Raw genomic sequence first — 24,226 nt, 5'->3', positions numbered from 1 at the left:
GCCCGAAATCGGCGAATGCCGTTGGAACCGATCCCGATGGGTACTGTCGTGTTGTGCCGCGGGCAGCGGACGGCCACACGTCCACCGGGCTCCAGGCATGACCGGAACGGTGATCGGTCGCAGCTCGCGGCCGATGTGGAGGTGTGAGCGGTGGGGAATGTGACTCGACCAGGCCGACCCGATGACCGGATGCTGCTGCGGGAGCATCTGCTGAAGACGCGAATCGCGGGGGACGTCGCGACTCCGCGGGAGGGGAACCTCTCGAATTATCGGAAGATGGTCGAGAAGAATCCGAGGTACCAGTTCGGGCTGGAACTGCGGGATCGGACCTTCGACGAGACCTTGGCGATGATGGCGCGACTGTGCGGGGTCAGTTCCGACCCCCGTCATCTGCGCGGGCCCGACACCATCGACGCGGACCTGACCCTCGACGCGCTCGACGCGATGGGCGCGCGGATCGGGCTCGCGGCTCGTCGTCGGGAGACCGTGCTCCTGGCGACCGGGCATCCGGACACGCTCATGGGCGTCTATCGCGCCGTCGAGGATGCCTTGCGCGCGGCGGGTTGCGTGGTGCCGACGCCTGCCACCGGATGGTCCTACCAGGTTCTTACCTCCACCGGGCCGCAGTATCGCGAGATCGTCTACAGCTCAGGGGTTGCCGCGCTCGGCAACGACGGTCAGCTGAAACACACTCATGACCCGCACCCGATGCGCGCGGTGTTGCGGGAATTGCGCGACGCCGACCCCAGCCGCTGGCCCGACCTGGTCATCGCCGATCACGGCTGGGCCGGGGCGGCGGGGGAGGCGGGCATCGAGACCGTCGGATTCGCCGACAGCAACGACCCCGCGCTGTTCGCCGGTCAGGACGAGGGCAAGATCGCCGTCACAGTTCCCCTCGACGACGGTGTGCACCCCGACTACTACCAGCCGCTGACCGCTTACCTGCTCGACCGGGCCGGCCTGGGACAGTGACCTCAACCGGGCTCGGGCGAGTTCCATCGGTCGTCACGTGCCGCATGCCAGGTGTCGCGGACGATGGTCTCCAGATCGGAATGCCGCGGATACCAGCCTAGTTCGGCGGCCGCCTTGGCGGGATCACTGATCAGCGCGGCCGGTTCGGGCGCGGGTGGCCGGTGTACCAGGCGGATTCGACGGCCGGTTCGCCGCTCGACCGCGGCTACGACGTCGAGGATGCTGCTGCCGTGGCCGCTGCCGATGAGGTACTGCTCGAAACCGCCCGGCGGTGAGGTGTTCCCGACGCACGCGACGAATGCGGCTGCGGCGTCGACGACGTGCAGATAGTCGCGAACCGCGCTGCCGTCGCCGTTGACTTCCAATGCCGAACCATTCGTCGCGGCGGCGAACGTGCGGGGGATCAAGCGCGTGGGGTCGGGGTCGGCGCCGCCCGCCACGTTCATCAAGCGCAGCACAGTAGCGGACAAGCGGCCGGTGTGCGCCTGGGCGCGGATGGCCCACTCGGCCGCCGACTTGCTCGCGGCGTACGGGTGCGGCGGCGCGTCGGGTAGCCGCTCTGTCATCGGCTGGCGCTCGGGGGCGCCGTAGATCGAGCCGGTCGAGGCGAAGACGATCCGAGCGACTCCCGCCGCGGCCATCGCGTCCAGCAAGGCGACGGTCCCGCCGGTGTTCACGCGAAAGTACCGCAGCGGATCGGCCACCGACTCTCGCGCACGGGTGAGCCCGGCCAGATGGCAGACCGCCGCGACGCCATCGAGCACCTCCCGAAGCGTGGCTTCGTTCAGCAGGTCGGCGACCCGAGTCGTAGCCCCACCGGCCGCCGCGCCCCGCACCATCGCGATCGGCTCGTGCCCCGCTCTGCCCAGCAGATCGACAACCGCTCGGCCCAGATAGCCATTTGCTCCAGTGACGAGGACGCGCACCCCACGATCCTGTCATCGCGGAGTCCATCCGCACCCTCGACCGACGCGCCTTGCGTCCCCTGGGCCGTTACTCCGGTTCCGGAGGCGTCACCTGAGACCGGCTGGGCGTGTGGGCTTGCGCTATACGTATACATCTACTTATAGTGAGACAGCGGCTCCGGCTATCTGAGAACATCGAATCCGTACATGGAGAGGTGGATTCCAGACGGGCCGGTTGGCGGTAGACGCATGCCTGAATGCGCACTCATCTATGAAACGGGGAAATCATGACCACCGATCCGAACGCTCGGAGCGAAGCGGACGCCGTCGATGAGTCGGCCCACGGCGTCGCCTTGGTGAAGGAGTCCGCCGCACCGGGCGAGGCGGACGAAATTCGCGAGATCGTGTTGCGGGTGGGGCCGGGCGGCGGGCGCAGGCAGCGCTTCTTCGGCAGGCTGCTGGGTGAATCCCGGGAGTACACCAAGGTCGGGATGAACGTGGTGCGGGTCTATGTGAGCCGCAAAGGCAAGTTCGTGGTGCATCGGCACGAGACGAACTGGCGCGAAATATCCGTCGCGGTCGACTGGACCGAATGGAAGAATTGGCGCGAGCTGCTCAGGGTCGGCAGCGGCGAGCGTGAGTGGGGTGACTACACGGTGGAGATCGTGGACTCGCCCACCGAACTGCAAGGCCGGATTCCGGAGCACATCTACCGAACGGTCGTCGATGTGGCCGAGAACCCGACCGCGCAGGACCTGCCGATCTGACCGCCGCTTTCACGAATCCGGAAAGGATTTATTCGCAGATGTTCGCACGACTGGGGGCCGTGGTGGTCCACAATCCGTGGAAGGTGATCGGCCTGTGGGTGCTGCTCGCCATCGCGGTGGTGGCCTCGGCGCCGGAATTGAAATCAACCACCGACCAATCCGCTTTTCTTCCCTCCCATTACGAGTCGATTCAAGCGCTGGAGTTGCAGCAGAAGGCGTTCCCGGAGAGCTCTGCCCCGGCGGCGATCATCGTGTTCGCCCGGGAGGACGGCACGGCGTTGACCGAGGCGGACGCGGCATCGGTCGTAGCGATCGGCAACGACCTGCGCAACGCGCAGATCAAGGACGTCACCGCGATGCAACCGACGCCGCCGTCGGAGAACCGCCTGATCCAGATCATCGCGGTGCAGATGACGAAGGTGACGAGTCCGAACGACACCACGCAGGGCGACGCTGTCAAGGCGCTGCGCGCGCAGCTGAAGGAACGCGTCGCGAGCACCGATCTGAAGGCGGGCATCACCGGTCAGGCTGCGCAGGTGCTGGACCAGACGGAATCCAGCGAGAAGGGCATGGCGATCATCGGCGTCGCCACCATCGTGCTGATCCTCGTGCTGTTGCTGGTCATCTTCCGCAGCCCGGTGATCGCGTTGCTGCCGATCGTGGTGATCGGCGCGATCTCCAGCATGGTCGGCGGATTGATCGCCATGGTGGCCAAGGCATTCGATCTGCAGATCGACTCCTCGGTCAATGCCATCCTGGTGGTGGTGCTGTTCGGTGTCGGCACCGACTACATCCTGTTCCTGATGTTCCGCTATCGCGAGCGGTTGCGTGCGGGCGAGGACTCGAAGACCGCCATGGTCAGTGCGGTCACCCGGGTCGGTGAGGCGATCACCTCCGCGGCCGGCGCGGTGATCATCGCGTTCATGGCCCTGGCGCTGTCCTCGCTCGGTTTGTTCCGTGCGCTGGGTCCGGCGTTGGCGATCGCCGTGGCGGTCGCGCTGGCGGCGGGGCTGACGCTGGTGCCCGCGGTGGTCTCGCTGCTGGGCACCAAGGTGTTCTGGCCCTCCAAGGCCTGGCGCAGCGAGCCGAAGGGCGCGCGGTTCGCCGCGGTCGGCAACGCCCTCGGCCGACGGCCCGGTGTCTTCGCCGTCGCCTCCGGCGGTGTGCTGGTGGTGCTGGGCGTCTTCGCCTTCGGCTTCCACCCGACGTTCGATCTCAGCTCCGGATCGACCTCGGAGGCGTCGGAATCCGTCGTCTACAGCAAGGAACTGGTCAAGGGCATGCCTGCCGGGACCACCCAGCCTTCGGATGTGCTGTTGCAGTCCGGCGAGGCGTTGAGCGCCGATCAGCTCACCGCCTACCGCAACGCCCTGGCCGGTGTCCCCGGTGTGGGACAGGTGGCCGAGCCGCAGCTGTCCGCGGACAGGACGATCGCCGACTTCGCCGTGACGCTCAATGCCGCGCCGGAATCGGACGCGGCGCTGGAGACGGTGAAAGGCCCGCTGCGGGATACCGCGCACTCCGCGGCCCCTGCCGGTGCGACGGCGGCTGTCGGTGGCTTGACCTCCGTGTTCGTCGACTTCCAAGACGCGATGGCGCGGGACTACGCGATCGTGTTCCCGGTGGCGGCGATCCTGATCATGATCGTGCTGGGGCTGCTGCTGCGCAGTTTGGTTGCGCCGTGGTACCTGATGGCGTCGGTGTTCCTCGGATTCGCCGCCACGCTGGGCGCCGCGGTGGTGGTGTTCCAGCACGTCCAGGGCGAGTCCGGGCTGATCTTCACGTTGCCGGTGATCATGTACCTGTTCGTGGTCGCGCTCGGCACCGACTACAACATCCTCATGGTCGCCCGGCTGCGGGAAGAAGCACGCGAGGGCAACGAACCGAAACAAGCCGCCGCCCTGGCCGTGCGGCACACCGGCCCGACCATCGCGGCGGCCGGGTTGATTCTGGCGGGCACGTTCGCGTCGATGATGCTGGCGGGCAACAACGTCCTCGCGCAGATGGGTTTCGCCATCTCGGTGGGCATCGCGATCGCGGCCTTCGTCATGGCGATGTTCTTCACGCCCGCGCTCACGGCGCTCATCGGGCACAAGGCGTGGTGGCCGGGCCACGGTGACCAGAAGCCCGACGGTTCGGCACCGGTTGCCCGCGCTGCCGGGTCTTCGGCCGCCGAGAGCCGGGGACAGGAGCCGCTGAACACCGGCGACCGGCGCGGCTGAGTACATCGGAAACAGAGCTGTGCACCCGAAACCTCGGGTGCACAGCTTTTTCGTGCGTGTCCTCGGGGCGCCGGAAGCGTTGAGCTAGGGAGGGCTACGCCTCCCCGGCTGTCGGGAGCTGGTCCGCTTCTCCAGCGGGCCGGAGAAAGCGGTCCGCCGTTGGGCGCGCGATCGGGAGGCTCAGCCGATGGCGGCGTAGGGACGATGGACCTTGATCGCCGAGTCCAGAACGCGAGTGACCGCCGAGCGGGAGACACCGAGTTCGTTCGCGATGGCGGGGGTCGAACCGCCCTGATCCGCGAGCGTCAGAATCTCCCTGACCTCCTCGATGGGGAGGTTGGACAGGCGTCGGTTGGTGATGGCCCGTGCGATCGCGGAGATCTCGTCGTCGTCGGTGTCGGCTTCCTCCGGCTCGGTGGGGAATTCGTCGTCGTCCTCGTCGTCGGCATCGAGGATCGGCGTCGGTTCGACGCGCGGGTATACCGGCTCCGGGGTTTCCTCTAGCGCCAGTTGTTCGCTCTCCGCGTCGGCGGAGCGGTCGCTCTGCTCGGCGGACAGCGACTTTCCGCGTTTCGCCGCGCGCGGGGCGGTGGCGTTCGGATGCACCTGCGCGGCCGTGTCGGTGGTCGCGGGCATGGGCTCGGCGGCTCCGGATCCGTGGTGCCGGGCGGCGTCGTTGCCATGACGCGCGCGATCGATCGGGCCTTGGCCTCGATCGTGATTCGCATGCGCCGGTGCCACATTGATCACCCGTGCCACGGACGGCTCGTCCAATTCGAATCCGTCGTGCAGGTCGGCGAGTGAGATCTGCTGGGGCGCGGATGGGTGGGCGAGGTCGAGACGCGGCCCTTCGCCGAGGGAAACGGGGGCTTCCGCTCGGCTGAGCGCTGCTTGCTGTGGAGCGACTGGGAAACGCTGCGCGGTGCTTCGGGTCAGGTGTTCGGCGGCGCCGTCCGAGACCTTCTCGGCGATCAAATGATTCGGTGCCGGAGCCGTTACTTCCTGGCCGTTGACGTGCCCGTGCTGTCCATTGCTGGTGGGGTTGACGGCCGCGCCGTTGAGACTTGAAACGCTGTCGACCTGCGAAACGTGCGCATCGGCGGTCGTGGAGAACTCGGCGGGATGCGCATCGGCGGTCGGGCGAACGGTGTGGCCGTCGGTCGGGAACGAGTGCGCGTTGCCGTTGGTGGGGATTGCGATGTGGCCGTGGGTGGCCGGCTGACCGATGTGCCCGTCGGTCGGGAAGGACTGGGCGCTGCTCTCGGCGGGGATCTGAACGGTATGGCCGTTGGTGGCCGGATGAACGGTGTGGCCGTTGACCTGCGCGTTGCCGAGGGTGTGCGTCTCGCTGGTATGGCCGTTGCTGTTCGGGCGAATGGTGTGCCCGTCGATCCGCGGGGAATTCGCGTTGCCATTGGTCTGGGCGGGGTGGCCGTCGGCATGATCCGCGCGCCCGTTGACCTGTCGGGGATGCACGTTGTCGTTTGCGGACGTCTCGAGGGTGTGGCCGTTGGTGGCTGGATGAACGGTGCGCCCGTTGACCTGCGGGGAGTGCGAGTTGCCGTTGGCGGGTGATTCGACGGGGTGGCCGTTGGGGGCGGGGCGAACGGTATGTCCGTTGTTGCGCGGGTGGTACGCCTTGCCGTTGAGGGAGGTTTCGCTGATCTTCCTGTCGATCGGCAGGACGGTGTGGCCGTTGACAAGGAGGTCGTGCGTGTGACCGTTCACGACGGCCTCGACCGGGTGACCGTTCGGAGTCCGCGGATCAGCGGCACCGTTCGGTCGGCCCGCACGGCCGTTGAAGGACCACTCGTCAGTCGGGTCTGAAGTGGTGGAGCGGGCGCGCAGGGCGCCGTTTCTCACCATCGCGACCGGGAGCTGATCCACTTCGGGCTGACCGAAACCCTGACCGCCGACCGGCGCGGTGACGGCGTGACCGTTGGTCGCCGACGGCTCTCCACGGTCGGTGCCCGCCGTGACGTGCGTGTCCGACGCGGCGGACTCGTCGCGCCGGATCTCCCGACGATGGGCCAGTGTGTCGGATCGACCGCCGTTGGCCGTGCCAGCTCCCTCGAGCGAGTGGAAACCACCGCCATCCGGCGTGCCGGGGGCATGGTGGGCGTCGATCCGGATCGTCTGCGGCTCCCGGTCGACAACCGGTGCGCCGTCGATCAGCACCGCGTAGCGCGCGGAAACCCAGGCATGCAGCCAGATCACGACGCCGACCATCACGGGAGCGATCGCGTACTCGACGGCGCGACCGAGGTTGCCCGCGGCGAGATGCGGTCCGGTGTTCAGGGCGACGGTGGTACCGAGCAGCGCCGCCTCGAAGAAGATCACCTTGCCGCGCGCCAGTTCCCGGCCCCACCGTGCCGCCGTCGTCGCCGCCACCATGATCGTGATGATCGGTATGGAGATCATCGCCTCGATGCCGTAGCTCAACCAGTACAGCGGATCCGACATATCGCCGCTCGGCACCAGATTGTGCTGCACGTTGACACCGGCCCACACCATGCCGAGCACGACGACGGCGATCAGGGCGCGCGAGGACCATTCCGCCCGCCGATACAGCTGCGCCAGTCGCGCGTCCTCGCTGGAGGCCCGTCGCCGCGCCGCCAGGGCGCGCCGGTGCCAGCGGGCGTCGGCGTCCTCGGAGCGGCGCAACGCCGCGGCGGACTTCCGATCACGCCGCTCGGCGGCCAGTTCCGCCTCGATCGCCCGGCGCCGCTGCTCGCGGCGCTGCGCGCGAATCCATTCCGCCAGCTCGCGCTCCGCGGCGATCTCGCGTTCGGACAGCACTTCCAGCAGCGCCGGGTCGAGCTGTAGCGGCAATTTGCCGCGCGCGGTCTCGACTTGCTGTGCCAGCGCGGCAATCTCGGAACGACCGTTCGAGGGTTCGTCGGGCATCGCGAGCCTTCCCAAGAGCAGGTGTCATGTCGAGGTGGTGGAGACATGATTGCTCGAACATATGTGTGATCGGAGTGAGACTAAACCGACCTCTCGTCGTGGTCAATGCGATGCACACTGCGCCGGTGGCGACACGCCGAGCTGTCGAAATCGGCGTCGCGGCTCGAATATTTGGGTGAGCGGCCCTTTTGCCGACGCACCCGCGTGTCGAAACTCAGTTCGAATTCGCGCCGCGCCGACGCGGAGACTTTTGCCGCTTCAGGTCGATCACTCCTGCGTGACCGATAGCGGTTTCCGGTATGTCGGCCGAGACGACGTGGACCCGGCGTCGCGGAATCAGGCAAGCGTGGTGTGCCAGACGAGGGCGGCCGCCAGCGCACCCGCGCCGTTGACCGACCAGTGCAGGGCGATCGGAGCGAGCAGACTGCCGCTGCGGTGGCGCAGCCAGGTGAACACCACCCCGGCCGCCGCCGTCGCCACGACGGCGAGCAGGATCCCGATGATCTGCCCGGCGAGGCCGCCGCCGACGATGCCGCTCAGCCCTTGGTTGCCCGAGGTCAAGCCGAACGAGGAGGCGATGTGCCAGAGGCCGAACAGCAGGGAGCCCGCCGCGAAGACGCCGCGCGCACCGTACGCGCGGTGCAGCGTGCCGTGCAGCACACCGCGGAAGGCCAGTTCCTCGGGGATCACCGTTTGCAGCGGGATGACGATCATCGAGGCGATCAGGGCGCCCGAGATGGTCGCGTAGCGATCGGCCAGGAAGAAGGGCCGGGTCAGCGGGAGCGCCGCCCCGATCGCGACGACCGTGAGGACCAGCGCCACCGCGCCGAGTGCGTAGCGCGAACCGCGCCGCCAGTGCCGAGGCGAAAGGCCCAGCTCCGACCAGCCGAGACCGCGCCTGCGGACCAGTGCGAGCAGCGCGATCGCCGCGGCGGGCACGGTCACGATGCTCGCCCAAGCGGTGGTGAAGTGCGCGATCAGGTTGGTGCCCGCCAGGACGACCACCACGACGGCGACATCGATGTAGGCGTGCATTCTGCCGCGTTGCTGGACTGTTGCTGCTAGGTCTGGATCGGACATCCCGGCCCAGTGTACGGACCTGCAACAGGTTCGCTACGCGCCGCCCCGCGCCGTCAACCCGCCCACCCGTGCGGATCGGTCCAGGCCTGCAACGTGCGGGTGGTCTCGAAGCGGCGCGGCTCGCGGGTGACCGGATCGGTGAACTCGAGCGAGGAGGCCAGCAACTGTAGTGGCCTGGTGAAGTCATGGACGGGTTTGTCGGTGAGCACCGGGTAGAAATCGTCGCCGAGGATGGGAATGCCGAGGCTGTTCATGTGCAGGCGTAGCTGGTGGGTCCGGCCGGTGTGCGGGCGCAGCCGGTAGCGGCCCAGCCCGTCGCGGTGCTCGAGCAGTTCGATCTCGGTTTCCGCGTTGGGTTCGCCCGGTACCTCCTGGGCCGCGAGCACCTGCTTCTGCTTGACGATCCGGCTGCGCACCACGCGGGGCAGGGTGAGATCGGGGTCGAACCGGGCGATCGCCTCGTACTCTTTGCGCACGGTGCGCTTGTGGAACATGGTCTGGTACGCGCCGCGGCGGGCCGGGTCGACCACGAACAGCAGCAGGCCCGCCGTGACGCGGTCGAGCCGATGTGCCGGGACCAGATCCGGTAGGTCCAGCTCCCGGCGCAACCGCACCAGTGCGGTCTGCAAGATGTGCTGACCTCGCGGGATCGTGGCAAGGAAGTGTGGTTTGTCCACCACCAGCAGATTGTCGTCGCGATGCACGACGGGGATGTCGAAGGGGACCACCGTCTCCTCGGGGAGATCGCGATGGAACCAGACCGCGCCGCCCGGTACGTACGGCGCGTCGGGGGCGATCGGCCCGTCCAAGTCCACGATGCCGCCCGCGTGCAGCAGTTCATCGATCCGTGTGGCGGGGACCCGGGGGAGGCGCTCCACCAGATGGTCCCGGATGGTCGCCCAGTGGCCCTGCTCCGGTAGTCGCAGCCGGGCCGGGTCCAAGCCGTGCCGCTTCGGCAACGGCGGTTGTTGCCGCCTTCTCATCGGTATCGACCCTAGCCGCCGACTCGACGCGGGCCGCGCCGGCCGCGCCTCAGTGGGCCCGGATCGCGATGCCCGGATAGTCGAGCACCAGGCCCGACTTGTCGTACGCCAAGGTGCACGCGAAATCGAACTCCGGGGCCGCGTAGTCGAACCGCGGTCCGTGCTCGCCGTCGACGATGCGGTGGTAACGCTGTTCCAGCCGCGCCACCGCGGCGCCGGAGGCGTACACGTAGGCCGCGGGTGCGTCCGCGGCCTCCCCGGCCTCCGGCGCCGACCTGCGCACGGGCAGGGCGTTGGTCAGCGCGGAGGACTCCAGGTCCACGTCGAGGCAGCCGTCGAGCAGCGGCGCGGGCATGCCGTCCAGCAACCAGGACCCCGCGCCGTCGGCCTCCAGCACCAGCGTGTTCCAGCCGCCCGGTTTGCGCACGGCCACCTGGGCCCGGCGGGTGTGCCATTCGGTGTCGAGCGCGATCCGGTAGTCCACCGCCCATGCCGCGCCGTCCTCGACGGCTGTCGTGCAGCCGTCGATCAGCACGCCCTGCTCGGTGACCCGGAAATAGGCCACCTCGAACCCCTCGCGAGCGGTCCGATGCCGCCAGGCGGCGGTGGGCGGCGGCGGCGCGAACATCATCGGCTCAGAATCCGCGCAATCGATCCGGGGTGATGCGCAGCGCGACCGAGTATTCGGCGTAGAACTGCTCATCGGTCATGTCGAGCGAGCGAAGGCCCTCGGCGTACTTCGCGGTGAAAGCGGCGATTTCGGCCGCATCGGGCCACTGTTCGGCCACCCGCGCGGTGCCGGTGAGCACGACGACGTCCCCGCCGGTCTCCGTGCTGTTCAGGTTCAGGGCGACGCGCGGATTGCGCTGGATATTGCGCACCTTCGGTTTGCCGGGCTGGCTGAAAATGAGGAATTCACCGTCGCGCCACTGGAACCAGACAGGGTTCGGTTGCGGTGTGCCGGTGGGGCCGACGGTGGTCAGCCAGAGGACGGACTCGCGGTTCAGCCGTTCGGCGACTTTCGCGCCGAATTCGGTCTCGGTGTCGACGACGGGGGCGGCGGATCGATCGGATGCCGTTGTGGTCATGGCAGGGACAACGCCGTGGCGCACCGCGCGATTCCATCCCGCGCACCGAAACCGATCCGGCACGCGGGAACCGGACTTCGCCCGTCCCGGTATTCGCGGGCACGTTCGCCGAACGCGTTCCATTACGGTGTGGCCCGCTCGTCCAGCACCATCAAGCGAGCCTCGACCAGCGTCCTGCGTGCGCGGCGCCGCACCCGGCACAGTTCCACGCTGCAATCCAGGTGTACCTGCATGGCCCGGTGCGCTTGTCCCGCGGTCAATTCACCGGGATCGCGCGTGCAATTCGACAGAACCGAAAACAACTCCGTGCCATACATATCGATACTCCTGCGCTCCGATGGTTCGCTTTCGCTCGAAGTTAGCGATGCGTACGGGCTATCGGACCAGGATGCGCCGCCGTTCACGGAGGTTTTCCCGGCGCGTCGGGAGTTCGAAAACCGCTGGTCCGTAAGGCGTTTCGCACATTGACGAGATAAGTCGAGAAGGACAACGCCAGGTGGGCCGCCGACCCTGGCGTCCGGCATCGGCATCGAGCGACGCCGACGGTGCGCCGCGCTGCCGTGGCGGCACGCCCCTACCGCATCTTAGTAAGTTAGCCTAACCTTCCTTTGTGATGACGATGGGTGGACGCCGGCGCACTGCGCCGGGAAGGTCGGGAGGCGAGGTCAGATGACGGTCGAGGTCGCGCCGCCTGCGGCGGAAACGGGAAACCGGCCGCCCAAGGCGGTGGCGAAAGAACGCAAGCGGCAGGAGGCGCAAGCGCGCAAGGAGATCCTCGCGCCCGTGCGCGGCCCGCTGAACGTCGCGAGCATCGTGATGGCGGTCGCGTCGGTGTGCACGGTCGTGCCGTTCGTGCTGATCGTGGAGGCCTGTAGCGAACTGCTCGACGAGCAGGTGGACTCCGATCGGGTGTGGCGTCTGCTGACGATCGCGGTGCTGGTGCTCGTGGTGCGCGCCTTGCTCCAAGCCGGTGCGCTGACCTGGACGCATCTGCTCGACGGAAAGTATCAGCTCGATGTGCGCCGCGCGCTGGCGGACAAGCTGACCCGGGTGCCGCTGGGCTGGTTCGGCGACCGCAACTCCACCGAGGTGAAAAAGTACCTCCAGGACGATGTGGAGGCGCTGCACTATCTCGTGGCGCACGCCAGGCTGGAGTTCGTGGGTGCGCTCGTCGTCCCGCTCGTCACCCTCGGGTACCTGTTCGGCGTCGACTGGCGGCTCACCCTGGTACTGCTGATCCCGCTGGTGGTCTACGCCGTCGCGCTCAGCAGGATGATGGATCAGGACAGTCGTGACCGGCTCGCCATCTACACCCGGTGGGAGAATCGCGTTCAGGAGAGCACTGTCGAATTCGTCGACGGCATCCAGGTGGTGCGCGCCTTCGGTCAGGCGGGCAAGGCGCACACCGAATACCAGGAGGCGGTGGACGCCCAGGCCCGCGCCTTCGCCCGGTGGAAGACGCCCATGATCCGGTTGCAGGCGGTCTCCGACATCGTCATCACGCCGGTCTTCATGATGCTGGTGATCGTCCTGTCCGGGCTCGCCGCGGTCGGACTCGACTGGGTGGAACCGCTGGATGTGCTGCCGTTCCTGCTCGTCGGACTCGGTCTCGGCGGTTCGCTGCTCGGGCTCGGCTTCGGCGGGCAGGCATTGCGCGCGGCGGGCGCCGCCGCGGTGCGCCTGCACGAATTGCAGCAGACACCCGAGTTGGCGACCGGGACGGCGGCGGAATCGGGAGTGCGGGATCAGGCGGGAGTGGTCCGCTTCGAGTCGGTGACCTTCGGCTACCGCGAGGACCGCCAGGTGCTGCGCGGGATCGATCTCGAACTTGCCCCCGGCACCATCACCGCGCTGGTCGGGCCGAGCGGCTCCGGCAAATCCACGCTGGCCAAGCTGTTGCCCCGGTTCTACGACGTGACCGGAGGCCGGATCACGATCGGCGGCCGCGATATTCGCGACTACTCCACCGAGCAGTTGTATCGCACGGTCGGTTTCGTCTTCCAGGATGTCCGTCTGATTCGCGGCTCGATTCGGGACAACCTCGCGATGGCCAGGGCGGACGCCACCGACGACGAACTCGAGCGCGCCGCGCGGGCCGCGCAGATCCACGACAAGATCGTGTCGCTGCCGCGCGGCTACGACTCCGAGATCGGTGTCGACGCGACGCTTTCCGGCGGCGAAGCACAGCGGCTGTCGATCGCCCGCGCGCTGCTCGCCGACAGCCCCGTGCTCGTGCTCGACGAGGCAACCGCCTTCGCCGATCCCGAGTCCGAGGCCGCGGTGCAGGACGCGCTGGCGGCGCTGGTCGCCGGACGCACCGTCCTGGTGATCGCGCACCGCCTGCACACCATCACCGGCGTCGACCGAATCCTGGTGCTGGAGAACGGACTGCTGGTCGAACAGGGCGACCACCGGAGCCTGCGTGACGCGGGCGGCACCTATCAGCGTCTTTGGGAGATCAACGAGGCGGCGCTGGACGCGGTCGCGCTCGTCGAAAGCGAGGAGACTCGATGATTCGCAAGCTGCTCGGGCTCGTTCCCGCCGAATACGCGGGGCTCACGCCCACGTTGCTGGCGGTGATAATCGGGCAGGCGCTGAGCCAGTCCGTCGCCTACCTGCTGCTCGTCCCGGTGCTCGAGTCGTTGTTCGACGGCGACCTGGACCGGGCGTGGACGTGGGCGCTGCTGATGACGGTCGCCGTCGCGGCCATGGCGATCTTCGGTTACTTCCAGACCGCGGTGGGGTTGCGCATCGCGGTCGGCATGCAGCGCGGTCTCCAGACCAGGATCGGTGACCATCTCAACGCCTTGCCGCTCGGCTGGTTCGAGACCCGCAGCGCGGGTCCGCTGTCGCGAATGGCGGTGGAGAACGTGCGGGAAATCCAAGGCGCGGTGGCGTATCTGCTGGCCCGCGTGCTCAACGGCATCGTCGTTCCGCTCGGTGTCGCGGTGGGCATGCTGCTCATCGATTGGCGGATCTCGTTGGCGATGCTGCTGGCGGCCCCGGTGTTGTTCCTGGTGAACGGCCTGGCCTCGCGCGCCTACCGCAGCTCCGACGAACAGGCGCACGCCGCCGCGGCCGAGGCCGACGCCCGGGTGCTCGAATTCGCCCAGGCGCAACCGGTGCTGCGGGCCTTCGGCGCCGTCGGCGCGGGCAACCGGGCACTGGACGCGGCGCTGCGCAGGCAGCGGTCGGCGACCGCGCGCCAGGTGTTCACCGCCGTCCCGGGTTTGATCGTGTTCGCGCTGTCGGTGCAGGCGGTCTTCCTGGTGCTGGCCTATGTCGTGGTCGGCAGGGCTACCGGAGGGGCGATCTCGGCGGCCGCGGCGATCGCGCTGGTCGCGGTCAGTTCCCGGTTCATCGAACCGTTGAATCAGGCGGCCCAGCTGGGCAACGGGCTGCGCGCGGCGGCCGCCGCGGTCGGCCGGGTCGGCGATCTGCTGGCCGAACCCGTTCTGCCCGAGGCGCAGTCCCCGGTGACTCCGGGCGTGCCCTCGGTGGTCTTCGACAATGTGAGCTTCGGCTACCGTCCGGGCGAGCCGGTGCTCAGCGACGTGACCTTCAGTGTGCCGTCCGGTACCACGACGGCGATCGTCGGACCCAGCGGTGCGGGGAAGACCACCCTGCTGCGGCTGGCCGCCCGGTTCTACGACGTGGACTCCGGTCGCGTCGTGGTCGGCGAACACGATGTGCGCGAGCAGCCTTCGGCGACGCTGTTGAGCCAGCTGGCCCTGGTTTTCCAGAACGTCTACCTGTTCGATCGTTCGGTCGCCGACAACATCAGGATCGGCAAGCCGGAGGCGACCGACGCGGAGGTGTGGCGTGCCGCGCAGGCCGCCAGCGTGGACGAGATCGTCGAGCGTTTGCCCGAGGGGTTGGCCACGCCGGTCGGCGAGGGCGGCGCGGCGTTGTCCGGTGGTGAGCGGCAGCGGGTTTCGATAGCTCGGGCACTGCTCAAGGACGCCCCGATCGTGCTGCTGGACGAGGCGACCAGTGCGCTCGATCCGCACAGCGAGGCGGTGGTGGTGCGCGGTGTGCACGAAGTGACCAGGGGCAAGACGGTGATCGTCGTCGCGCATCGCCTGGCCACCATCGCGCACGCGGATCAGATCCTGTTCGTCGACGGCGGCCGGATCGTCGAACGCGGCACGCATGCCGAACTGCTGGCGCGCGGGGGTCGCTACGCCGACTTCTGGAACGAACGCTCCCGCGCCGCGGGGTGGCGTCTGGAACCCGCCGCGGTCTGACGGTCCGGATAGACCTCGCCGCCCGCTACCTCTGGCAGCGGGCGGCGTTGTCGTCTCGGGCCTCGGCGTGGACTACTTCCAGTAGGCCTGTGCCTTGATCGCCGTCTTGGGCAGGCCGTGGGTGTTCTTGAGGGTCTTCACGATCGAGCGGGTGGTGGAGAAGTCGCAGGCCACCCAGCCGAACGCGTCTTTGGCGCAGGTGATCTCCTGGGCCTGCTCCCGCAGCAGCCTGCCGTTGTCCACCCGCTGCAACCAGGTCACCTGATGATGCGGCTTGTTGCGAACGGGAAGCGTCCGATCGGATTCGTACTGCCATTCCAGCCAGACCCGGGCCGGGGCATCGCCGATGGCGTCGAGGAGCGAATTGATCGCGGGCAGCGAGGCGGTGTCGCCGAAGACGACGTATTCACTCGGCGGGGTCTCCGGCAGCTCGAACTTCGAGCCGAGCACGCTGGCGTCGAGCGGGTCGCCGACGGCGGCGTTCCTGGCCCAGTCCGCGGCCGGACCGTGGTGCAGGGCGAATTCCATCCAGAACCGGTCGCCCTCGGGATCGGGGTCGACGAGGGTGAACGCCCGGTGATGCAGCTTGTCGCTTCCCTCCTGGGGAATCCACACGCGAATCCACTGGGTGGGATGCACGGGATGTTCGGCCAGCAGCCCACCGGCATCGAAGCCGAGTCGTACGAATTTGTCCGTAACCTCTTCGGTCGATGTCACAGTGAGCCGGTAGTCCTTGCCGCCCCACGCCTTGACCACGACGCCGCTGAATCCTCTGCTCATGCAACTGAGGTTAGCCTAAGAATACTTGGCGGTCACGCCGTAGGACGCATTCGGTCCGAAACGCGGAAGTGCCCCGCATGACGCGGGGCACTTCGCCTGTCGCGGTGAGTGTTCAGCAGCCCGTGCCGACGAAGTTGCCGATGTTGCACACCGACTCCTGGGTCAGCTTCCAGGTGCCGTCGACCTGCCGCCAGGACAGGTCGAAGTACCACGGTTCGTAGCCCTCGGTCGAGGTCAGGAGTTTGGCGCGGAGCAGGTCGCCGTCGTTGGTCACCGGGCCGACGACATCCCACCGCCAGCTCGCGGGGGCGACCGCGATCAGCGCCGCGGCGCGATCGAAGGCGGGCAGGCCCGCCTCGCCGGTCTCCAGTTCGGCGGCCCTGGCCGCGCGCGAGGCCCCCGCGTTGAAGAGGATGGCCACCTTGGCGCGCAGCTCGCCGGTGCCGGGCGCTTTGGTGTGCAGGGGGGTGACGAGCGGGGCGGCCTGGGCGACCGTGGTGGTGGCGACCGTACCGAGGGCGCCGGTCAGGACCGAGGCGGCAACCGCGAGCGCGCCGAGGGTCTTTCGGCTGATTCCGATCATCTGTTCTTTCCAATCATTCGGGTGTGCGCTCACCCATGGCCGAGTCGAGCGCGCGCCTTCACTGTAAGGTAAGCCTATGCAAACATAGACGCGCAGGTTCGGTCGATGTGGGCGTGCCCACGGGTGCGGCGCGAGTCGAGAGTGGGAGTAGCAGTGGGAACGCTTGTTGTCATCGGTGCGGGTCCGAAGGCGTTGGCGGTGGCGGCCAAGGCGCATGTTCTGCGCGAACTCGGGCTGCCAGCGCCGCGCGTCGTAGTGGTGGAAGCCCAGGCGGTAGGCGCCAATTGGCTGCCGAGCGGTGGCTGGACCGACGGGCAGCATCGGCTCGGCACCAGTCCGGAGAAGGACATCGGCTTCCCCTATCACTCCACCTGGGCGCGGGGTCGCAACCGGGCCATCAACGAGGCCATGATGGCCTACAGCTGGACCTCTTTCCTGATCGATCAGGGCACCTACGCCGAGTGGATCGACCGCGGCAGGCCGAGTCCCCAGCATCATGTCTGGGCGAAGTACCTGCAGTGGATCGCTCGGGCGATCGATCTCGAAATCGTCCTCGGCACAGTGCGGTCCATCGCGGCCGCGGCCGAAGGGTGGCAGGTCACCGCGGTCGACGGCGCGGGCGACGCGACCGAGATCGAGGCCGACGGTCTCATGATCACCGGGCCGGGCCGCAGTGCGAAAGCGCTGGCCAAGCATCCCAAGGTGCTGAGCATCGCGGAATTCTGGGATCTGGCGGGCAAGCGCAGCCTTCCCGTCGCCTCCCGGGTCGCCGTGATCGGCGGCGGCGAGACCGCGGGTTCGGCGCTGGACGAACTGATCCGCCACGGCATGCTGTCGATCTCGGTGATCTCGCCGATGGCGACGATCTACACCCGTGGCGAGAGCTATTTCGAGAACTCCCTTTTCAGCGATCCGATCAAGTGGGGGTCGCTGAGTATCGACGAGCGCAGGGATGTCATCAGGCGGACCGACCGCGGGGTGTTCTCGGTCCGGGTGCAGGAGAGTCTGCTCGCCGACAACCGCGTGCATCACATGCAGGGCCGGGTGGTGCGGGTGGCGGATCAGGACGGCGCCGTCGCGCTGACGTTGCGCAACGAGATGCGCCCGGATCAGGTGCACACCGCCGACCTGGTGATCGACGCGACCGGCGGCCGGCCGCTGTGGTTCCTCGAGTTGTTCGACGCGAATGCCGCGGACCTGCTCGAGCTCGCGGTCGGCGGCGAACTGACCCAGGCTCGGATCGAGACCTCCATCGGTTACGACCTCGCGGTGTCGGGCCTGGACAGCAAGTTGTACCTGCCGAATCTGGCGGCCCTCGCCCAGGGGCCGGGCTTCCCGAATCTCAGCTGCCTGGGGGCGCTTTCGGACCGGGTGCTGCAAACGGCGACGGTCCGGCAGGCCGCGGCGCGCCGCGCGGCCCCGGCATTGCCGGTCGAGTGATCAGGTCGGCCCGCACGCCCAGTCGACATAGGCTAGGCTAACCTTGGTAATTTGAGGGAAGGTTTTCGGTTCATGCGTATCGTGTCGTTCGGTTTCCAGACGTGGGGGCGCAAGACATTGCAAGCCCTGATCGACTCGGAACACGAGGTGGTGCTCGCGGTCACGCATCCGGCGAGCGAGCAGTCCTACAAGGCGATCTTCTCGGATTCGGTCGAGGAACTGGCGCGCGAACACGGGATTCCGGTGCACCTCACCGAACGGGCGGACGCGGCGACCATCGATCTCGTCAAGCGGGCCGAACCGGATGTCATCGTGGTGAACAGCTGGTACACCTGGATGCCCGCGGAACTGTACAACCTGCCGCCGCACGGCACCCTGAACCTGCACGATTCGCTGCTGCCGAAGTTCACCGGCTTCTCCCCGGTGCTGTGGGCGCTGATCAGCGGCGCCACCGAAACCGGCCTGACCGTGCACCGCATGGACGAGGGCTTGGACACCGGCGACATCCTCGTGCAGCGCTCGATTCCCATCGGCCCCACCGACACCGGTACCGATCTGGTGCTGCGCGGGATGGAGCTGATTCCCGGCGCGCTCGGCGAGGCGCTGGCCGCGCTGGATTCCGGCACCGCGGTGTGGCGGCCGCAGAACAAGGCCGAGCGCACCTACTTCCACAAGCGCTCCGAGCGTGACAGCCGGATCGATTGGACTTGGCAGGCGGAGGATCTGGAGCGTTTCGTGCGCGCGCTCTCCGCGCCGTATCCCCGCGCGTTCACCCACTACCGCGGCGAGCGCGTCGAGGTACTGGCCGCGCGGGTCTCCGAAGCGCGCTACGGCGGCACGCCGGGCCGCGTCATCGTGCAGGAGGGCGGCGGCGCGGTGGTGACGGGAGCCGACGCCCACCGCGGCGCCAACCGCGCGCTGGTGATCACCCGGGTGCGCACCGCGGCGGGCGTCGAACACGACGGAGCCGAGTTCTTCGCGCGCGGCGGTTATCTCACCGATCAGTGACCTGATCGCTCGACCACCGCCGGTCCGGCAGGCCCGGACCGCAAGCCCGACAGCACGATTCGAAGGACGGACATGGCAGACGACATTCTCGAGCGCCGCAAGCAGCTACTACAGAGACGTTTGCGCGAGCAGGGTGTGCAGGCGTCGCCGCGGGAGCAGGCCGTACCGGCCCGACGCGCAGGCGAGCCGAGCGCGCTGTCGGCGGCCCAGCAGCGGATGTGGTTCATCCAGCGGCTCGATCCGCACGACACCACGCTGAACGTCTGCGTGGCCTACCGGCTCGACGGATTGGAAGATCCGCAGCGGTTGCAGGCCGCGTTCGCGACCGTCGTCGCCAGGCACGAGGTGCTGCGCACCACCTATCACGCCGGTGAAGACGGCCGGCCGTACCAGGTCTCGCGCGACGATGCCGCGCTCACCTGGCAGCGGCACGACCTCACCGATCTGCCCGACAGCGTCCGGGAGCGGCGGGTCGAGGTCCTCGCGCGGCGCGAATTCGCCCGCCCCTTCGACCTGTCCGCCGATCTGCCGTTGCGGCCGACGCTGATCCGGGTCGGCGCGCAGGCCTACGTGCTCGTCCTCGTGGTCCACCACATCGGGTGGGACGACGACTCGTGGCCGGTGTTCTTCACCGAATTGAACGCGGCCTACCGCGGCGCGGCCGCCCTGCCCGAGGTCGCGGCGCAGTACGTCGACGTCGAAGTGCTCGGGCGATCCGAAGCCGACGACAGCGCGGGCCTGGAATTCTGGCGCGACGCGCTGACCCCCCTGCCGGAACGGCTGGAACTGCCGAGCAGGCGGGCGGGCGGAGCCGGTGCCAAGAACGCCGACCGTGTGGTGCGCGAGCTCCCCGAGGAGCTGATGCGACTGGTGGCGTCCACCGGACGCGCGCACTCGGCGACCCCGTCCATGGTGCTGCTCGCGGGTTTCCAAGCGCTGGTGCATCGCTACACCGCGGCCACGGATTTCCTGGTTTCCATGCCGGTGACCAACCGGCGCGACGCCAAGGCGGAGGCGCTGATCGGATATTTCGGCAACACGCTGCTGATCCGCGCGATGCCGCGTGGCGCGGAGACCTTCGCCGCGCTGCTGGACCGGACGCGGGAGACGGTGGTCGGCGCGCTCACCCACCAGGACGTCGGCGTCGATCGCGTGATCCAGGCGGTGGGCCCCGAGCGGGTGGCGGGCAGCGACGCCATGGCGCAGCTGGTGCAGGTCAGCTTCAGCGTGCGCGGCGCGGCCAACGGATTCGACCTGCCGGGTATCGAAGCGAGCGAACTGGACCTGGGCAGCGTCACCGCGCAGGAGCCGCTGGGGCTGATGGTCGTGCAGGACGGCGCGGGCGCGCGCGTGGAGGCCACCTACCAGGTGGACGAACTCGAACGGTCGCTGGTCGTCCAACTGCTCGACCACTACGTGCAGCTGCTCGACAGCGCGCTGCGCGATCCCGCGCGGCTGATCCGCGATCTGGACCTGCTGGGTGCGGCCGAACGCAACCATCTGCTCGCGCTCTCGCACGGCACGCTGGTGGACGAGCAGCCGACCACCATGATCGCCATGTTCGAACGGCAGGTCGGCGCGACGCCGGAGCACGTCGCGATGGCCTCCGACGAGGTCGAGCTGTCCTACCGCGCCCTCAACGAACGCGCGAACCGGTTGGCGCACTGGCTGATCCGGCAGGGTGTCGGCCCCGAAGACCTGGTCGCGCTGCGCATGGCCACCTCGGTCGAATTCGTGGTCGCGATCCTGGCGGTGCAGAAGGCGGGCGCGGCGTACCTGCCCATCGATCCCGCCTATCCGGCCGAGCGGACCGAGTACCTGCTCGACGACGCCCGTCCCAAGCTCACCCTGGACATGGTGACGGTGTCCGCGGCCGAACAGGAAGCGGCGGCACTGCCCGAGCGCGACCCGGTCGACGCCGACCGCACTGCGCCGCTGCACCCGTCCAACACCGCCTACGTCATCTACACCTCCGGCTCCACCGGCAAGCCGAAAGGCGTTCCGGTGCCGCACGAGGCGATCGCCGAGCACCTGTCGGGCTTCAACGCGGAGTGGGATCTCACCCCGCAGGACCGGGTGTTGCAGTCGACCTCGGTGAGTTTCGACGCCTCCCTGCTCGACATCTTCGTCACGCTCACCGCCGGTGCCCGCGTGGTGATCCCGAAGCCGAACGCCTACCGCGACATTCCCTACGTCGCGGATCTGGTCACCCGGCACGGCGTCACGGTGCTGCACATGGTGCCGTCGATGCTGGCCACCTTCCTCGTGCTGCCCGAGGTGAACGACTGGCGCACGCTGCGGCGCGTCCCGGTCGGCGGCGAGGCGCTCGCGGGCGAGGTGGCCGACCGGTTCGCCGACCGGTTCGACGCCGAACTGCGCAACCACTACGGCCCCACCGAGGCGGTGGTGTGTTCGGCGCACATGGAGGTCGAAGGCCCGCAGGGCAACGGCATCGTGCCGATCGGGCTGCCGAACCGCAACGTGTACCTCTACCTGCTCGACGACGCCATGCAGCTGGTGCCTTCGGGAGTGGTGGGCGAGATCTACCTCGGCGGACGCCAGCTCGCCCGCGGGTACCTGCACCGGCCGGGCCTGACCGCGGAACGCTTCGTCGCCGATCCCTTCCTGCCGGGCGGGCGGCTCTACCGCACCGGCGACCTGGCCCGCCGCAACGCCGCGGGGGAGATCGAATTCATCGGCCGCGCCGACGAACAGGTCAAGGTGCGCGGGCACCGGATCGAACTCGGCGAGGTGGAGGCCACCGTCACCGACCATCCGGCGGTCGCGCACTGCGTGGTGATCGTCGCGGAGCACGAGATGCTCGGTCCGGTCCTGGCCGCCTACGTCGTGCCGGTTCCGGGGGCCGAGGTCGATCTGGACGAGGTCCGCGCGCATGTCGCGGCGACGCTGCCGGAGTACATGGTCCCCTCGGCCTTCGCGGTCATCGATGAGGTGCCGCTCACCGCGCACGGCAAGCTGGACAAGCGAGCGCTGCCCGCGCCCGCGTTCGCCGAGGCCCGCGCGTACCGGGAGCCGCGGACGCCGACCGAGGCCCGCATCGCCGGACTGTTCGCCACGCTGTTCACCCGCGAGCGGGTCGGCGCCGACGACTCGTTCTTCGAACTCGGCGGCCATTCGCTGCTCGCGGCGCGGCTGATCACCATGATCCGCGCCGAGTTCGGCATCGAGATCGATATGCGCGTCCCGTTCGACAAGCCGACCGTCACCGCGCTGGCCGCCCATCTGGTCGCCGCGTTCCGCGACGAGTTCGACATCGACCTCGACGAGGTCGACGCGTTCGACGAGGACGAGGCCGCCGAGCCCGCGCCGGTGGTCGAAGCGCGCGCGTCGAAACCCGAATTGGTGCGCAGGCAACGGCCGGAACGTATCCCGCTGTCCTACTCCCAGCGGGTCTACTGGCTCCAGCGCCGGCTCGAGGGCGCGATCGACGGCGAGAACGTCAGCTACCCGGTCCGCTTCGACGGCCCGCTCGACGTGGACGCGCTGCGGGCCGCCATCGATGACGTGGTCGCCCGGCACGAATCGCTGCGGACCACCTTCCCCGAATACGAGGGGACGCCGTACCAGCTGGTGGCTGATCCCGCGCCGGTGCCGGTTCCGCTCGTGGACATCAGCGCGGCGGACGATGTCGACGCCCGGTTGGCCGAGGAACTGGCCGCGGACTGGGATTACGTCTTCGATCTCGCGGCGGAGCCCATGGTGCGGCTGCGGGTGCTGCGACTGGACGCGAGTACGCATGTGCTGTCCATCCTGATGCACCACATCATCGCCGACATGCGGTCGTGCCAGATCTTCCTGGACGATCTGACCGCCGCCTACCGCGCCCGATCGAACGGGGCCGCGCCGGACTGGGCCGAATTGCCCATCCAGTTCGCCGATTTCGCGATCTGGCAGCGGGAGATCTTCGACCGCGGCCCCAACCGCGAGGTCAGTGCCTACGGACAGGCGCAGCTGGACTACTGGCGCAAGACGCTCGACGGTCTGCCCGACGAGATCGCCGTCGCCCACGACCACCCGCGTCCGCCCGTGCTCGGCCGTAACGGACTCAGCGCGGCCCGGGTGCTGCCCGCGGCGACCTGGAACCAGCTGCGGGCCAGGGCCGAGGAGGTCGGCGCGACCGAATTCATGCTCTGCCAGGCGGTCAGCGCCGCGGTGGTCAATATCCTCGGCGGTGGCGAGGACGTGGCGATCGGCGCGGCGGTGGCCAACCGGATCGGCCAGACCACCGACGAACTCGTCGGCCTGTTCGCCAACGTGGTGGTGATGCGCCACAACGTGTCGGGCAATCCGACGCCGCGCACCATGCTCGAGCGCGTGCGCCATGCGGCGCTCGACGCGATCAGTCACCAGGGCGTGCCCTTCGAGCGTCTGGTGGAGTCGCTGAATCCGGCCCGCTCGCTGTCGCGTAATCCGTTGTTCCAGGTGATGATGCACTTCCGGCACCGCCCCGTGCCCGTGCCCTTCACGGCCGACGGCTCGACCATGCTCACCGGCATCGCCGGGTACTACGACGTCTCCTTCATGGACTTCCACCTCGACTACTCGGTGGACACCAACGGTGACCTCGTCGCCCGGGTGGTGGTCAATCCGGATCTGTACCTCGCGGAGACCGGAGAGATCTTCGCCGACGTGCTGGTTGGTGTGCTGCGCGCCTTCGCCGAACAGCCCGATCTGGCCTTCGGCGAGCTCGACGTCCTGCCGGAGGGCTGGGACACCAGCCGCTCGGTGGTCCGGCACGCCGCGGCGCCCGCGCTCGAATCCGGGTACGTGGCACCGGAGACCGAGACCGAGCGCACGTTGGCGGCGATCCTGGAGGAACTGCTCGACATCACCGAGGTCGGCCGCGAGGACGGGTTCTTCGGCCTCGGCGGTGACAGCGTCATCGCCATCAAGTGGGCGGCCCGAGCCGCGGAGGCCGGTCTGCCGTTGAGCCCGCAGATGATCTTCGAGTACTTCACGATCGCGGAATTGGCCGCGGCGGTGGACGAGGCCATCGCGAATCCGCCCGCGATATCGCCCGACGACGCGGTAGAAGAGCAGGAGCACGCGCCGATGTCCGCCTCCGGGCTCGACGCCGACGCCCTGGCCGCGCTCCAGAGTTCGTGGGCGGCGCAACGCTGATCGCGCTGTCGCGGCAAGGATCTCGACCGCCCCTCGCTCCCACGGTCACCCGTGTGGGGCGAGGGGCGGTGGGGTCTCCGGAGACATGCGCACGGTTGGCAT

17 protein-coding genes are annotated in these 24,226 nt (G+C 68.6%); 8 read left to right on the top strand and 9 right to left on the bottom strand.

Going from position 1 to position 24,226, the window contains the following annotated elements:
* The first annotated feature begins 189 nt into the window (after positions 1-189).
* The gene (locus tag HOV91_RS14550) at positions 190-972 is read left to right on the top strand and encodes a phosphatase (protein WP_174185937.1); all 783 of its coding nucleotides are present in this window, start codon (positions 190-192) and stop codon (positions 970-972) included.
* Between the two features lie 2 nt (positions 973-974).
* Here HOV91_RS14550 and HOV91_RS14545 read toward each other — a convergent pair whose 3' ends face one another.
* Positions 975-1,898: an NAD-dependent epimerase/dehydratase family protein gene (locus HOV91_RS14545; protein WP_174185920.1), complete on the bottom strand. Its 924-nt coding sequence runs from the start codon at positions 1,896-1,898 to the stop codon at positions 975-977.
* Between the two features lie 266 nt (positions 1,899-2,164).
* Between HOV91_RS14545 and HOV91_RS14540 the strand changes: the two genes are divergently transcribed.
* Entirely contained in the window at positions 2,165-2,644 is a 480-nt protein-coding gene (locus HOV91_RS14540; RefSeq protein WP_174185919.1) for an EXLDI protein, read from the top strand.
* 38 nt (positions 2,645-2,682) lie between these two features.
* Positions 2,683-4,866 carry an MMPL family transporter gene (locus tag HOV91_RS14535; protein WP_174185918.1) on the top strand — a complete coding sequence of 728 codons (2,184 nt, stop codon included), beginning with the start codon at positions 2,683-2,685 and terminating at the stop codon, positions 4,864-4,866.
* A 180-nt stretch (positions 4,867-5,046) separates the two neighbouring features.
* On the opposite strand, the gene HOV91_RS14530 is transcribed toward HOV91_RS14535, so the two are convergent.
* The 6 genes from HOV91_RS14530 to HOV91_RS14505 all read right to left on the bottom strand — a co-directional run bounded on the left by HOV91_RS14530 (position 5,047) and on the right by HOV91_RS14505 (position 11,184).
* Positions 5,047-7,773 (bottom strand): hypothetical protein, encoded by a 2,727-nt coding sequence (locus tag HOV91_RS14530; RefSeq protein ID WP_174185917.1) that lies wholly within the window; start codon positions 7,771-7,773, stop codon positions 5,047-5,049.
* A gap of 336 nt (positions 7,774-8,109) precedes the next feature.
* Positions 8,110-8,853 carry a CPBP family intramembrane glutamic endopeptidase gene (locus HOV91_RS14525; RefSeq protein ID WP_174185916.1) on the bottom strand — a complete coding sequence of 248 codons (744 nt, stop codon included), beginning with the start codon at positions 8,851-8,853 and terminating at the stop codon, positions 8,110-8,112.
* Positions 8,854-8,906: 53 nt separating this feature from the next.
* Positions 8,907-9,836, bottom strand: coding sequence for an RluA family pseudouridine synthase (locus tag HOV91_RS14520; protein WP_174185915.1), 930 nt, complete (start codon positions 9,834-9,836; stop codon positions 8,907-8,909).
* A gap of 49 nt (positions 9,837-9,885) precedes the next feature.
* On the bottom strand, positions 9,886-10,467 hold the full coding sequence (locus tag HOV91_RS14515; protein WP_174185914.1) for a putative glycolipid-binding domain-containing protein: 582 nt from the start codon (positions 10,465-10,467) through the stop codon (positions 9,886-9,888).
* 4 nt (positions 10,468-10,471) lie between these two features.
* Positions 10,472-10,924 (bottom strand): TIGR03667 family PPOX class F420-dependent oxidoreductase, encoded by a 453-nt coding sequence (locus tag HOV91_RS14510; RefSeq protein ID WP_174185913.1) that lies wholly within the window; start codon positions 10,922-10,924, stop codon positions 10,472-10,474.
* Between the two features lie 122 nt (positions 10,925-11,046).
* Positions 11,047-11,184: a hypothetical protein gene (locus HOV91_RS14505; protein WP_174185896.1), complete on the bottom strand. Its 138-nt coding sequence runs from the start codon at positions 11,182-11,184 to the stop codon at positions 11,047-11,049.
* A gap of 409 nt (positions 11,185-11,593) precedes the next feature.
* Between HOV91_RS14505 and HOV91_RS14500 the strand changes: the two genes are divergently transcribed.
* Together HOV91_RS14500 and HOV91_RS14495 are read left to right on the top strand one after the other, a co-directional pair.
* Positions 11,594-13,438: an ABC transporter ATP-binding protein gene (locus HOV91_RS14500; protein WP_174185912.1), complete on the top strand. Its 1,845-nt coding sequence runs from the start codon at positions 11,594-11,596 to the stop codon at positions 13,436-13,438.
* The gene (locus HOV91_RS14495; protein WP_174185911.1) at positions 13,435-15,171 is read left to right on the top strand and encodes an ABC transporter ATP-binding protein; all 1,737 of its coding nucleotides are present in this window, start codon (positions 13,435-13,437) and stop codon (positions 15,169-15,171) included. The genes HOV91_RS14500 and HOV91_RS14495 overlap by 4 nt, the downstream gene beginning before the upstream one ends.
* 72 nt (positions 15,172-15,243) lie before the next feature.
* Here HOV91_RS14495 and HOV91_RS14490 read toward each other — a convergent pair whose 3' ends face one another.
* Positions 15,244-15,951 (bottom strand): siderophore-interacting protein, encoded by a 708-nt coding sequence (locus HOV91_RS14490; protein ID WP_174185910.1) that lies wholly within the window; start codon positions 15,949-15,951, stop codon positions 15,244-15,246.
* 112 nt (positions 15,952-16,063) lie between these two features.
* Positions 16,064-16,534, bottom strand: a complete 471-nt coding sequence (locus HOV91_RS14485; protein WP_174185909.1) for an MTB12 C-terminal domain-containing protein — start codon at positions 16,532-16,534, stop codon at positions 16,064-16,066.
* A gap of 153 nt (positions 16,535-16,687) precedes the next feature.
* Here HOV91_RS14485 and HOV91_RS14480 point away from each other — a divergent pair, with 153 nt between their 5' ends.
* From HOV91_RS14480 to HOV91_RS14470, 3 genes are all read left to right on the top strand, one after another.
* Entirely contained in the window at positions 16,688-17,974 is a 1,287-nt protein-coding gene (locus HOV91_RS14480) for a SidA/IucD/PvdA family monooxygenase (RefSeq protein WP_312884614.1), read from the top strand.
* 72 nt (positions 17,975-18,046) lie between these two features.
* Complete coding sequence (locus HOV91_RS14475; RefSeq protein WP_174185907.1) at positions 18,047-18,982, top strand: methionyl-tRNA formyltransferase; 936 nt, start codon at positions 18,047-18,049, stop codon at positions 18,980-18,982.
* 72 nt (positions 18,983-19,054) lie between these two features.
* A complete protein-coding gene (locus HOV91_RS14470; protein ID WP_174185906.1) occupies positions 19,055-24,124 on the top strand; it encodes a non-ribosomal peptide synthetase in 5,070 nt (1,689 codons plus the stop codon).
* Positions 24,125-24,226 lie beyond the last annotated feature (102 nt).

Source organism: Nocardia barduliensis (assembly GCF_013315795.1).
Lineage (GTDB): Bacteria > Actinomycetota > Actinomycetes > Mycobacteriales > Mycobacteriaceae > Nocardia > Nocardia barduliensis.
This window is presented reverse-complemented; position numbering and strand designations above follow the sequence as displayed.